The sequence below is a fragment of the Streptomyces sp. bgisy027 genome (assembly GCF_057710365.1).
In genome coordinates, this window is sequence record NZ_JBYIVZ010000016.1 from 94,094 (window position 1) to 106,891 (window position 12,798).

Sequence of the window (12,798 nt, forward strand, 5' to 3'; positions counted from 1 at the left end):
GTCAACGCGCAGACCTCGGAGGCCTGCGACCGACGCGCGGTGTGCCGGGAAGTCTGGTCGGCGTCAGGGGCTCGTATGCCCGAAAGACGATCCCCGGAGGACTCCTTCATGGCTGCCGCGCCGCGCGAACGTTCCCCCTTCCTCGGCCTCCTGCCGCTGCCGGAGCGCACGGCCATCGCCCAGGCCCTGAGGACGGAGACCGTCGGCGGACTGGTCCTGCTGGGCGCGGCCGTGGTGGCGCTGGTGTGGGCGAACACCCCGTGGGTCGACACCTACGAGCGAATACGCGACTTCCACTTCGGCATACCGGCCCTCGGCCTCGACCTCTCCGTCGGGCACTGGACCGCGGACGGCCTGCTCACGCTCTTCTTCCTCGTGGCGGGCATCGAACTGAAGCGTGAACTGGTCGTCGGTGAGCTCCGCACCCCCGCCACCGCCGCCCTGCCGGTCATCGCCGCCGTATCGGGCATGATCATCCCTGCCGCGTTCTACGCACTCACCGCCTCGACGGGGGGCGGCAGTCCGGACGGCTGGGCGGTGCCCATGGCCACCGACATCGCCTTCGCGCTGGCCGTACTCGCGGTACTCAGCACACACTTGCCCGCCGCGCTGCGCGCCTTCCTGCTCACCCTCGCCGTCGTCGACGACCTCGGCGGCATCCTGGTCATCGCCGTCTTCTTCACCAGCGACCTGAACTTCCTGGCCCTCGGCGGGGCGTTCGCGGGACTGGTCGTCTTCTACCTGCTGCAGCGGTTCCGCGTCCGCGGATGGTGGTGGTACGCCCCGCTCGGACTCACGATCTGGGCGCTGATGTACAACGGCGGCGTCCACGCCACCGTCGCCGGTGTGGCCATGGGCCTCATCCTGCGCACCACCCGCGACAAGGACGAGGATCGCTCTCCCGGCGAGCGCACTTCCTACCTGCTGCACCCGGTCTCCGCAGGCGTCGCCGTCCCCCTCTTCGCGCTCTTCGCCGCCGGCGTCAGCGTCTCGGCCGCGTCCCTGAGTGACGTGTTCACCAGGCCCGAACCGCTCGGTGTGGTACTCGGACTTGTCGTCGGCAAGACGGTCGGGATCTTCGCCGGGACCTACCTGGCTGCCCGCTTCACCCGCGCCAGGCTCAACCCCGAACTGGCCTGGGCCGACGTCTTCGCCCTCTCGGCACTGGCCGGGATCGGCTTCACCGTCGCCCTGCTGATCGGCGAACTCGCCTTCCCCGACCCTGCCGCTGCCGGCCCCGTGAAGGCCGCGGTCCTCATCGGCTCACTGACGGCAGCCGTGTTGGCGGCGATACTGCTCAAGCGTCGCAACGCCGTCTACCGGCGCCTCTGCGAGGAGGAGAACCGCGACGACGACCACGACGGCATCCCCGACATCTACCAAGTCGACGCCACCGCCGAACGCTGACCCGAAGGGGGGTGGGGTGTGGAACCTTCGCTGGTCACAGCACTCGTCGTCGCCGCGGTCCTGGTCATCAAGACCGCGGTGCTGGAGCTGCGGGATCCCGGCAGCGCACGGCGGGAGTGGGCTTTCCTCGCGGACAGAGTCGCGTTGGCCGGCGGTGCGCTGACAGCTCTTGTCGTCGGCGCCGCGGGTTGGGCGTACGGCGGGTACGGCCTGGCGGCGTGGGCTCTGCTCGCCGGTCTCCTGGTGGCCCAGGTCATGGGCCGACGCGCTGAGCGCTGACGGTCCGCATGCTGCCCCCGGATTGCCGGGATCCGGCAAGGTTCTGCCGTCCTGGAGTGCGCATCAAGGACCTGTCAGGAACGCGTAAAGGAAGTGTAAGATCGTCACCGGTGTGCCGGGAAGTCTGGTCGGCGGTGTGGACAGAGAACTCTTCGTCGATCGGGGGGCCAGGTCATGGTGCTCGTTGTGGTGTTCGGTGTGGCGCTGCTCATCGCGGTGTTGTTGTCCGGGCTCGCCGCCCGGACCGTGCTCTCCACGTCGTTCCTCTTCCTGGTCGGTGGGGCGCTCGTCAGTGACGGGTTTCTGGGGCTGATCCACATCACCCCGGACAGTGAGATCGTGTCCGTGACAGCGGACCTCGCGCTGTTCGCCGTGCTGTTCACCGACGGCATGCACGTCTCCTTCCCCAAGCTGCGTCAGAACTGGCGCAACCCGGCGCGTGCCCTCGGGCTCGGCATGCCGCTCGCTTTCGTCGGCATGGCTCTGATCACGCACTTCGTGGCGGGGATGGACTGGACGACTTCGTTCCTGGTCGGGGCCGTTCTCGCGCCGACCGACCCCGTGTTCGCCTCGGCGATCGTCGGGCGCAAGGAAGTCCCCTCCAAGCTGCGGCAGTTGCTGAACGTCGAGAGCGGCATCAACGACGGGCTCGCCCTGCCGGTCGTACTCATCCTCATCGCGGCGGCCGGGCCGACAGCCGGCGATGCCGAGGCGTCGCCCGGGAAGATCGCCCTGGAACTGGTCCTCGGGCTGGTCTTCGGAGTGGCCCTGCCGTTCATCGTGAACGAGCTCGTACGGTTCCGGCTGCTGGGCGCCGAGCCCAAGCTGCAGCCGTTGCTGCCGCTCGCGATCGGCGTGATCCTGTACGCCCTGTGCCACCTCACGCACGCGAACCCCTACCTCGCCGCGTTCTCCGCGGGAGCCGTGCTCACCGCACGCTCCCCGGAAGCGAAGGCAGCGTTCGAGCCGCTGGGCGAAGCGCTGGCGGAGCTGGCCAAGTTCGCGGCCCTGCTCGTGTTCGGCGCGCTGCTGACGCCACAGCTCTTCGGCGACCTGTCCTTCGGCGGCTACGTCGCGGTGGTCCTCGCCATCGTGCTCATCCGCCCGGCCTCGCTGCTGCTGTCGCTGCTCGGCACGCGGTTCACACGCCAGGAGAAGCTGGTGGCGGCATGGTTCGGACCGAAGGGCTTCGCCTCGGTGGTGTACGGGCTGCTGGTGCTCCAGGCCGGGATCCCGCAGGGCGAGGAGGCGTTCACTCTCATCGCCGTCTGCATCGCCTTCTCGATCATCGCGCACAGCTCCACCGACGTACCGATCGCACGGCTCTTCCACGTCGAGGACATCGCCGGCGTGCCGGAGAGCGACGCTGAGGCGGCATCGCGTACGACCGGTCAGTCTCAGGAGGTGGGTGCCTGAGCCTGTCCCGCACCCGGTAATCACGCTTTCGCTGCGCGCCCGTTCGACCGGAGGACTGCGACGACATGGCCCTGTTCGCTCAGCCGACGCCCGGCGAGCCCCGGCCGGGGCACATGATCGTATGTGGTGACGACGCTCTCGCGGGACGCCTGGCGGCCGAACTCACCACGGTGTACCGGGAACGGGTCACTCTGGTCGTTCCGACCATGGACAGCACGGGTGCCACGAACCTGACGCGTGCGTCCGCCCTGCTCGGCCGGATGCAGGCCGTCATGAATCGTACGGCGGACGCGCCCGGCGGCAGCGCAGCGGCTCCCCGCATGCTGGAAGCGCCCGTGATCACGGAGGCGGTGCTGGTCGAAGCCGGCGTGCGGGAGGCAGCCGCGCTCGCGCTGGTCCACGACGACGACGCGGCCAACATCCAGGCGGCCCTCGCCGCCCGTCGGCTCAACCCCCGGCTGCGTCTGGTGATCAGGCTCTACAACCGCAAGCTCGGCCAGCACCTGGAAGAACTCCTCGACCAGGCCGCCGCCCTGGCTGCCCCCGGCCTGGACCCTGATGCCCTGGACACATCCACCACGGTCCTGTCGGACGCGGACACGTCGGCGCCGGCGCTCGCGGCCACCGCGGTCGCCGGCACCAGCAAGGTGGTCCAGGCCGACGGACTCCTGTTACGGGCGGTGGAACGCACCCCGCCAGGTCGCGGCGAGGTGGCCGACCCCGGACTGTGCACGCTGGCCCTGCTGTCGTCGACCACCACCGACCCAGCGGGAGCGGAGGGTTCGGACGCGAGCGGGCAGGACGGACCGATGCTGCTGCCGGACATGGACGCCGTCGCCGCCGCGACGGGCCGTGGCACGGTCGTCCTTGAAACGGTCGCCCACACCGGCCCCGCCTCCGCCCCCGGACGCCTGGCAGGGCGGGGGCTTCCACTCGCCTCCCTGTTCTCGCGTCGACTCCGCTGGTCGCTCGCAGGACTGGTGGCCAGTGTGCTGGGCCTGGCCGTGGCGAGCTGGCTGACCACCGACTACCACCCCCTGCACGCCGCGTACCTCACCCTGCTGGACCTGTTCGCGATCGGCGACCCGGCGACCGGCGAACCCACCGCCCGCCAGGTGCTCCAACTCCTGTCCGGCCTGACCGGACTGCTGCTGCTCCCCGTCCTGCTCGCGGCCGTTCTTGAAGGGCTCGGCACCTTCCGCACCGTCTCGGCACTACGACGCCCGCCCCGCGGTCTGTCCGGTCATGTCGTCCTGCTCGGTCTCGGCAAGATCGGCACCCGTGTCCTGGCCCGGCTGCGGGAACTCGACATCCCTGTGGTGTGCGTGGAGGAGGACCCGGAGGCGCGTGGCCTGCCTCTCGCCCGCCGCCTCCGGGTCCCCACCGTCCTGGGCGACGTGACTCAGGAAGGCGTCCTGGAGGCGGCCAAGATCCACCGCGCGCACGCCCTGCTCGCCCTCACCAGCAGCGACACCACGAACCTCGAAGCGGCCCTGTACGCACGCTCCGTCAAGCCGGACCTGCGGGTCGCACTGCGCCTGTACGACGACGAGTTCGCCACCGCGGTGTACCGCACGTTGCGCGCGGCCCACCCGCAGGCCCTCACCCGCAGCCGCAGCGTCTCCACACTCGCGGCGCCCGCCTTCGCCGGGGCCATGATGGGCCGCCAGATCCTCGGCGCGATCCCGGTCGAACGCCGCGTGCTGCTTTTCGCGGCCCTCAACGTGGCCGGACACCCTCAACTGGAGGGGCGTACCGTCGCGGAGTCCTTCCGGGCCGGTGGCTGGCGGGTCCTCGCCCTGGACACCGCCGCCCCGGACGACCGACTCCCCGACCTCGCCGCCAACCCGGCGCACGAGGACTCCGACCGTTCGGCCGGGCTCGTATGGGACGTCCACCCGGGCTATGTCCTACGGCCCCGTGACCGGGTGGTCCTCGCCGCCACCCGACAGGGATTGGCCGAACTCCTCGGCCGACCGCCCCGGGGCGGAGCGCGCGGCGCGGGTTCCGGGTGGACGGGGCGCAGGGACTGACCCTCCCCGCCATTGCGGCGGGGGTCTGGCGTCGGCGCGGTGGTGCCGGAACGGCCCACCCGTCTATTCAGCCTGCTGCCCCGCCGCATCCAGGGCCCGGGCGTTCGCCGACAGGTGGCGGGGGTCTGCCGCCCGGTCGATGGCTGTCTCGATCGCGGCGATCCGGTCGGCGAGCAGGTCGAGCGCGGCCACCGCTCGGGAAAGGGGGGCGTCCTCCGGCCCACCGAGCGCTTCGGAGCGGACGTAGGCCGCCTTCACCTCTGTCCACCTGACCGCCTGTTCCGCCGTCAGGGTGCCGCGCAGCTCCGCCAGCTTGAGGAGGTTGGCTTCGGCGCCGGCGGTGAGGGTCTGGGCCTCGGCCGTGTAGTGGTCGTCGATGAGTGCGGCGAGCTCGGTGTCGTTCATGACGGGCTGGATGCGCTGGGCGATCTTGTTCATGTTGCGGTAGGAGCCCTGGAGCTGGAAGGGCGGTTCCGTGCGAGAGGTGTCCGACTGGGCCGCCGAGGCGATGTAGGCCGCGTTCACCGCCAGAACCGTCTGCCGGGCCGTGAGCAGGTGGCGCAGGACGGCCAGGATCCGTTCCAGCTCGGCGGGGGAGTACGCGTGGGTGAGACGGTCGGCGCGGGAGGACCCGTCACCTCGGGCGAGCCGGATGAGGAGGTCCAGGTCCGCGCGTGCGCGGCCGGCCAGTGGGGCGAGCACCGGGTTCGACGTCAGGGCGTTCTCGGTGAAGCTGAGGGCGAATGCCTCGTCCTTGCCCGTCAGGACGTCGCCGAGGTTGAAGACATCGGCTCGGTTGGCGAGCATGTCGGGCACGCGGAAGCGGCTGCCGGACTCGGTGTAGGGGTTGCCGGCCATGCACACGGCGAACCGCTTGCCGCGCAGGTCATAGGTCCGCGGCTGGCCGGCCCGCACACCTTCGACACGGCGTGTGGCGTCGCACAGCGGGATGAACTTCTGCAGCAGCTCCGCGGAGGTGTGCTGGATGTCGTCCAGGTACAGGAGGGTGTTGTTGCCCGCCTCCAGGGCGAAGTTGATCTTCTCGATCTCGTGGCGGGCGGTGGCGTTCGGCGCCTGCCCCGGGTCGAGCGAGGTGACGGTGTGGCCGAGCGCCGGGCCGTTGACCTTCACCAGGATCAGGCCGAGCCGGTCGGCGACGTACTCCATGAGGGTCGTCTTGCCGTAGCCGGGCGGGGAGATGAGCAGGAGCAGACCGCCGGTGTCGGTGCGCCTGGCCTCGCCCGTGGTGCCGAGCTGCTTGGCGAGACTGTCGCCGATGAGGGGGAGGTACACCTCGTCGATGAGCTTGCTCCGCACGAAAGCGGACATCACCCGTGGCCGGTACTCGTCCAGTCGGATCCGTGTGCGCTCGGCGGCGACCAGGGCCGTCCGGCGGCGCTGGTACGCACGGTGGGCGGGGACCTCGTGGAGTCTGAAGTGCTCTGTACGGGCCAGGAGTTCGTCGATGCGGACGGTGAGCGTGCGGCCGGTGACGCGCGGGTGCGTACCGAGCAGCCCGTCGACGGTCGCGGTCAACGCCGCGTCGGACTCGTACCGGACCAGGTCCGGGCAGAGCTCTGCCGCTACCGCCTCCGCCAGGTCGCCGGGCGTGATGTCCAGGCCGGTGGAGGAGGCGTACGAGGAGAGCCATGCCTCGACGAGCTGCTCGCGGACGGTCAGGTCGGTGAGTGCGGTGAGGTCGTCGTCGTAGGTGGACGTGCCCACGGTGCGGCGGAACTTGTCGAGCATGGTGCGGGCTCCGGCGCTGATGACGAAGCCGGCGGGTCCGGTGGTCAGCTCCTCGAACAGGTAGGCCGCGGCGCTGCTCGCGCGCTCGCCTCCGATCGCCTCCGCCAGTTCCGCCCGTAGATCGGCGATTGCGGGCGTGCGGCCGAAGGTGTCCCTGGCCCGGGCCAGCGACATCGCGCGCCGGGTCCAGCTGTCCCGCGCCTCGGCCGTCGTCCCGTGCGCCCAGAATCGCTGGGCCTCCGCCCGGGCGCGGGGCTCGTGGCGGAGCAGGCCCGCGTCGTCGTGCAGGCGCAGGAGCGTGGTGAGGATCGCCGTCGCGTCGTGGTCGTGGACGCCGCGTTCGTAGCCCTCGTCGTACGCAGACTCCGCGGCCTGCCGTACGAGGACCGGCAGGTCGGCCTCCGCGAGGGTCTCGGGGCCGTGTTCGTCCAGCAAGCGGGCGGCGAGGTGCTCCGCGCGGTAGACCTCGGGGGACTCCGAGGGCAGGGGACGCTCCCAGTACGGGCGGGTGGTGGTGAAGTCGGGGTCGGTGACCGGCGAGCGGTAATCGGTGCCGGTCACCGCGAAGGCCAGCCCCTCGCCGTGGGGGACGAGGGTGAGATCGAGGGGCTGGGTGTTCACGGCGAAACGGTGGTGGCCCAGGCGCAGGGCGCGGCCGTCGTCGGAGTACAGGTCGGTGCGGTCCCGCAGGGCGCGAAGCGCCTCTTGCCGGGCGGCCTTGAGGCGGCCGTCCAGTTCCTCGGCCCGCACGTGGTCACCGAGGTCGCGCAGTTCGTCCGCGATCCGGCGGACCTTGACGGTCATCGGATCGGAGGTGAAGTACGTCGTCACCGCGTCCGCGTCCGTCAGGGTGGCCGCCCGGCGGACCACCGTGCCGAGGACGCGGGCCGCGGAGTCGGCCAGTCGTTCGGAGTGACGGGCCCGGGTGTCGGCGAGGGTCTGCTTGCGTGAGGAGAACGCCTCATGGACCTCGTCGCGCTTGTCCGTAAGGACGTCGAGGAAGTCGTCGAACTCGGCGAACCGGGATTCGAGGCCCTCCACCCGGACCAGGATGCGGGCGAGCTGCTCGTCGCACGCGTCGGGGCTGTCGGCCACCGCGAGGGCCCCGGCGACGGCCTGGCCCAGCAGCGCGACCTCGGCGGCGAACCCGGCCCGGCTCTCCTGGTCGAGGAGAGAGCGACGACGGGTTTCGAGGACGGCGCGGGCCCGGTTGACTCCGCCGAGGACCTCGGCGATGCGCTCCAGCACGGACGTACGGACCGTGGCGTCACCGATGTCGAGCCCGGCGACCACCTCGGTCACCACACCCATTCCTTCGGTCAGTTCGTCGAGGCGGGACACGAGAGGCCCGGCCTCGGCGGCGGTGGTGACGGCCTCGGTGTCCGCGACCAGCCGTTCGACGTCCGAGTGGTGGCCGGCGAACGCGTCCTCGCGCGCCAGGTGGGCGACGGCCCGCTGCCCGAACGCGGCCAGGTCCGCCTCGGTGGCGGACGCGAGTGCGTCGATGCGGGCGGTGTCCGCGTACCGCATCTCCCTGAGCGTCAGCAGGTGGCCCTGCGCCCGGCGGAGCTCGGTCAGCCCGGTGACCCAGGCGGTGGCCGCGCGTGGTGCCTCACCACGCAGCCGTCGTACGACCGCGGCGATCCGGTCCGCCGCCTCGTCGAGCGAGTCGGCGGCCTGCCGGGTCAGGGTCTGAACGGTCTCGAACTCTGCCAGGACCTGTTCCGCCGTGGCACGCACCTGTGCCAGCGGGGTGTGCAGGTCGCCGAGTCGGGGGTCGGCCAGCCAGTGGTGGGTGTCCGCCACCCGGACGCACGCGGCGACCAGCGCCTCGTACACCTCGCTGGTGGGGGCCGTCTCGGCGACGGCACCGGCGATGGACAGGCAGTCGGAGATGCCCCGTACGAGGTCGGCGTTGCCGACGCGGGCCAGCGGGCCGGTGCCGACCGGCTGGGCGGCGGCGTGGGTGTCGGAGGCGTACGGGGAGTTCCACAGCTGTGCGGGATGAATGCGCTGTGGCTCCTCACCGTCGGCGCGCAGGACCACGAGCGCGCCGTCGTCCAGGAGCGCCCAGCCGTGGCAGGGCAGCGGCGCGGCCATCTCCTTGCGGATCGTGTTGTAGGGCAGGAGCAGGCTGCGGCCCTCGGCGCGCGCGTGGAAGGCGTACAGCACGTCCTCGCCGTTCGGGGAGCGGATCTCCCGCTCGAACTCCAGGTCCGCCGTGTCGAGGTCGAACGTCTTGTGGGTGCCGGCGGCCAGGCAGTAGCCGCCGGGGAAGACGACGCCCTGGTCGTCCGGCAGGCGGCGGCAGGCCCTGCCGATGTCGTCCAGGCGTACGACTGTCCTGGTCAGGGTGTTGAACACCAGGTGGCGGTCGGTGTCCTCCTTGTAGGGACGGACGCGCAGCAGGATCAGGGCGCCCACGCGCGCGTGGGCGACGTCCGCGTCCGCGAGGGACTGCAGCGGCTCGGCCACCGGCTCTGTGTGGATGCCCTCCCCGGTCTCGGTGTCGTCGGCGGTCTTGACGGTGAGGGTGCCGCCGACGGTGGAGACGAACACCTCGCCACCGATGGAGACATGGGGATGGCGTCCGAGGACGTGGTCCTCACGGGTGGTCGCTGTCCAGCCGACGTCGTGGGAGGGCGGGAGGACGTGGTCGCGGTCGCCGCGTGCGTCCAGGAAGGTGACCTGGCCGTCGGCGGACAGGGTCCAGCGCAGGACGCGGATGTCGTCCGTCTTCTCTCCGGTCCGGAAGACGGCGAGCAGTTTGTCCTCGACGAGGCGGAGACGGAGGAGCCGGGCCTGGCGGTAGTAGCGGTGCAGGGCCGCGAACTCCCGCACGAAGGCGGGGTCGTCGAGCAGGCCGGGCACGGCTTCGTCGGGCAGCCGCCCAAGGGTGCGGTCGTGCAGGGTCAGCACATCGCCGACGCCGGTGTCCGCCTCGCGGCTCGGGACCGCGTTGAAACCGAAGAGCAGCGTCTCCCCGATGGCGACGATGTCCCGGGGCACCACGGCGTGCTCGGTGCGCAACCGCTCGGTGCCGGTCAGCTCCAGCCGCATCGAGCCGAACTCCTCGCCGCGGCGGGCGTTGAGCGCCTCGGTGCGGCGGGCGAGCTCCGCGGCCTGCGTGGTGAGACGGTCGCGCAGCACCTCGTAGGCACCTGCGTCCAAGGGCTCGTACGTGGCGGTGTCCGGGCCGGTCGTCATGGTTCCCTCTCAGGAAGTCGAAAAGAGCAAACGGTCCGGAGCCGCCCCCTGCGCGACGGCTCCGGACCGAGGGCGGGTCAGGCGTGGACGGCCTTGCCGTTGAGGGCGGTGAGCGGCTTGTCCGCCAGTCCCAGCTCGCCGGCCTTGTCGAGGAGTTGCTGGAGCTGCCCGGAGTCGGCTCCGCCGGTCCGCATCAGCTTCAACAGCAGCGCCGATACGGTCAGGTTCTGCACGTCGGAGGTGGAGACCGAGCCGAGGATGCCGCTCAGGTCGTCGGTGAAGCTGGAAGTGCCGTCCAGCCAGGGCCCGGCCAGCGCCCGCGCGGTCTCGGAGTGCTGGACGAAGCCGTCGACGCCCTTGCCGAGCGCGATCGAGGACATCAGCCGGTCGAAGAACACCGACTCGCCGCCGACGATGTTGATGTCGGCGCTCTCCAGCCCGGTGGCGAGCACCGTGGCCTGCGCCTCGGCGACCTGGCGCTGTACGTCCAGGCCCGCGAGCCTGATGTCCTTCTCGGCTTCCAGACGCAGGCGGTACTCCTCGTGACCGCGGGACGCGTCGTCGAGGGCAGCCATCGCCGCCGCCTTCTCGGTCAGCCCGGCCGCCTCGGCCTTCAGCTTCTCGCCGATGCCCTCGGCCTCGGCGAGCGCCTGCGCCTTGGTGCCCTCCGCCTCGGCCCTCATCCGGGCCTGCGCCGCCTCGGCCTCCGCGCGGCCGGCCTTCTCGATGACGTCGGCCTCCTTGTCACGGACCTGGACCGCCGCGAGCCCCTCGGCAGCCGCCTCGGCCTGGACGCCCTCGGCGAGGCGGAGCTTGGCGCGGGCGTCGAGGTCGGCCGTCTTCAACCGGGCCTCGGCCAGTGTCAGTTCCTCGGCGGCGCGGTGCGTGGCCGACTGCTCGGCCGCCTCGGCGGCCTTGATGTCCTTGACGAGCTTCTCCTGCGCCTCCGCCTCGGCGGCGATGATCACGGCCTGCCGCTGCCGCTCCGCCTCCTCCACGGCCCGCAGCCTCTTGATGGACTCCTCCTGCTCGGCGACCGTACGGTCCACCGCGACCCGCTCGCGGATGACCTCGGCGATCTCCCGCTTCTCCGCCTCGACCTCCTTCTCGGCGGCGATCCGGGTCAGCTGCGTCTCGCGCTCCCGGGCGATGACTTCGAGGAGCCGGTCCTTCTCGATGCGCTCGTTCTCGACGGCGATGACCCGCTCGCGGTTCTTCGCGGCGACGGCCACCTCGCGGGCCTGGTTCTCACGCTGCACGCCGAGCTTCTCCTCGGTGGCCAGGAAAGCGGCCTGCGCCCGCAGCCGCTCCTCCTCCACCACCCGCGCCGTCTCGGCCTCCTCCCGGGCCCGAACGGTCGCGATCTCCCGCTTCTGCTTGGTCTCCGCGTCGACCTGCCGGCGCTCCAGCTCCAGGACGGCCTCGCGGGCGTCGACGTTCTGCCGCGTGATCTCCTTCTCCTCGGTGCGCTGGGCCTCGTTGGTGCGCACGTGCTCGATGGCCGTCAGCTCCGTGATCTTGCGGATGCCCTGGGCGTCGAGGACGTTGGCCGGGTCGAGCTGGGTCAGCGGCGTCTGCTCCAGGTAGTCGATCGCCGCGTCCTCCAGGTGGTAGCCGTTCAGGTCGACGCCGATGACCTCGATGATCCGGTACCGCAGCTCGTCGCGCTTGGTGTACAGGTCGGTGAAGTCCAGCTGCTTGCCGACGGTCTTCAGCGCCTCGGAGAACTTCGCGTGGAACAGCTCCTGCAACGTGTCCCGGTCGCTCGCCCGAGCGGTGCCGACCGCCTGGGCGACCTTGATGACGTCCTCGACCGTCTTGTTGACCTTGACGAAGAACGTGATCCGGATGTCGGCGCGTATGTTGTCCCGGCAGATCAGCCCGTCCTTGCCGGTCCGCGTGATCTCGATGGCCTTCACCGAGATGTCCATCACCTCGGCCTTGTGGAGCACCGGCAGAACGACCTGCCCGGTGAAGGTCACATCGACCTTGCGCAGCTTGGAGACGATCAGCGCCTTGCCCTGCTCCACCTTGCGGAACAGCTGAGAGACGACGAGGAGGGTGAGTGTGGTGACGGCGATGAGCACGCCGGCGCCCAGGGTGATGGCATTCATGGCATACGTCCTTGAGGCATAAGGAAGGTGACGCATAAGGAAGGTGACGCTCAGGCAAGAGGGCGGAGCCGCAGCCCGGTGGCGCCGCGCGTCAGGCCGCGTGGTCCAAGCGGTCCCGGTCCGGTGCCGGGCCGAGGCCGGACACCGGACCGGGTTCATCGGGGAAGAGACGGTGCAGGGGCCGTACGAACAGGCGAGTCAGCTGCCAAGCGGCGAGCAGAGCAAGGACCGGCACGACCATGCGCAGCAGTCCGGTGACGGGACCCGGCGACGTGAACACGACCAGGACGAGGGTCCCGCCGACGCTCATGCCCCATGCGAGAACGGTCAGCGAGGAGATGGCGATCGCCACCGGTACGCCGTCCATGCCCCACGCGCGAAGGTCGAGGTCCGCGTCGAAGCTGTAGGCGGTGGTGAAGCCCGCGGCGACGAGGAACCAGAAGCACAGCATCACCACAAGGGCAGCTGTCAGCAAGATCGTGGGCAGGCCGGTGGCGACCGCCAGGAACGTCCGCATGGGCTGGTCCCCCTTTCCGCCCGCAGTGCTCGTCAGCCGTGTTCGGTGGCCGCACGCGAGCTCCGGTGCCGGACAC

General features: G+C 71.0%; 7 protein-coding genes. 4 read left to right on the forward strand and 3 right to left on the reverse strand.

Going from position 1 to position 12,798, the window contains the following annotated elements; translation table 11 throughout:
* The first annotated feature begins 108 nt into the window (after positions 1 to 108).
* The 4 genes from nhaA (at position 109) to AC3ETA_RS18440 (ending at position 5,135) form a co-directional block, all read left to right on the forward strand.
* Positions 109 to 1,407, forward strand: coding sequence for a Na+/H+ antiporter NhaA (gene nhaA, locus AC3ETA_RS18425; RefSeq protein ID WP_432194062.1), 1,299 nt, complete (start codon positions 109 to 111; stop codon positions 1,405 to 1,407).
* Between the two features lie 18 nt (positions 1,408 to 1,425).
* On the forward strand, positions 1,426 to 1,686 hold the full coding sequence (locus tag AC3ETA_RS18430; RefSeq protein WP_432193988.1) for a hypothetical protein: 261 nt from the start codon (positions 1,426 to 1,428) through the stop codon (positions 1,684 to 1,686).
* 174 nt (positions 1,687 to 1,860) lie between these two features.
* The gene (locus AC3ETA_RS18435; RefSeq protein ID WP_432193989.1) at positions 1,861 to 3,102 is read left to right on the forward strand and encodes a cation:proton antiporter; all 1,242 of its coding nucleotides are present in this window, start codon (positions 1,861 to 1,863) and stop codon (positions 3,100 to 3,102) included.
* Between the two features lie 65 nt (positions 3,103 to 3,167).
* The gene (locus AC3ETA_RS18440) at positions 3,168 to 5,135 is read left to right on the forward strand and encodes a potassium channel family protein (protein ID WP_432193990.1); all 1,968 of its coding nucleotides are present in this window, start codon (positions 3,168 to 3,170) and stop codon (positions 5,133 to 5,135) included.
* A 63-nt stretch (positions 5,136 to 5,198) separates the two neighbouring features.
* On the opposite strand, the gene AC3ETA_RS18445 is transcribed toward AC3ETA_RS18440, so the two are convergent.
* From AC3ETA_RS18445 to AC3ETA_RS18455, 3 genes are all read right to left on the reverse strand, one after another.
* Positions 5,199 to 10,091, reverse strand: a complete 4,893-nt coding sequence (locus tag AC3ETA_RS18445; protein ID WP_432193991.1) for a DNA repair ATPase — start codon at positions 10,089 to 10,091, stop codon at positions 5,199 to 5,201.
* A gap of 77 nt (positions 10,092 to 10,168) precedes the next feature.
* Positions 10,169 to 12,205 (reverse strand): flotillin family protein, encoded by a 2,037-nt coding sequence (locus AC3ETA_RS18450; protein ID WP_432193992.1) that lies wholly within the window; start codon positions 12,203 to 12,205, stop codon positions 10,169 to 10,171.
* 91 nt (positions 12,206 to 12,296) lie between these two features.
* Entirely contained in the window at positions 12,297 to 12,722 is a 426-nt protein-coding gene (locus tag AC3ETA_RS18455) for a hypothetical protein (RefSeq protein ID WP_432193993.1), read from the reverse strand.
* Positions 12,723 to 12,798 lie beyond the last annotated feature (76 nt).

What these genes read in the sequence shown, in the direction of transcription:
- AC3ETA_RS18445 (WP_432193991.1), bottom strand. Translation starts at nt 10,091, where the DNA reads ATGACGACCGGCCCGGACACCGCCACGTACGAGCCCTTGGACGCAGGT.
- AC3ETA_RS18435 (WP_432193989.1), top strand. Translation starts at nt 1,861, where the DNA reads ATGGTGCTCGTTGTGGTGTTCGGTGTGGCGCTGCTCATCGCGGTGTTG.
- AC3ETA_RS18455 (WP_432193993.1), bottom strand. Translation starts at nt 12,722, where the DNA reads ATGCGGACGTTCCTGGCGGTCGCCACCGGCCTGCCCACGATCTTGCTG.
- AC3ETA_RS18440 (WP_432193990.1), top strand. Translation starts at nt 3,168, where the DNA reads ATGGCCCTGTTCGCTCAGCCGACGCCCGGCGAGCCCCGGCCGGGGCAC.
- AC3ETA_RS18450 (WP_432193992.1), bottom strand. Translation starts at nt 12,205, where the DNA reads ATGAATGCCATCACCCTGGGCGCCGGCGTGCTCATCGCCGTCACCACA.
- nhaA (WP_432194062.1), top strand. Translation starts at nt 109, where the DNA reads ATGGCTGCCGCGCCGCGCGAACGTTCCCCCTTCCTCGGCCTCCTGCCG.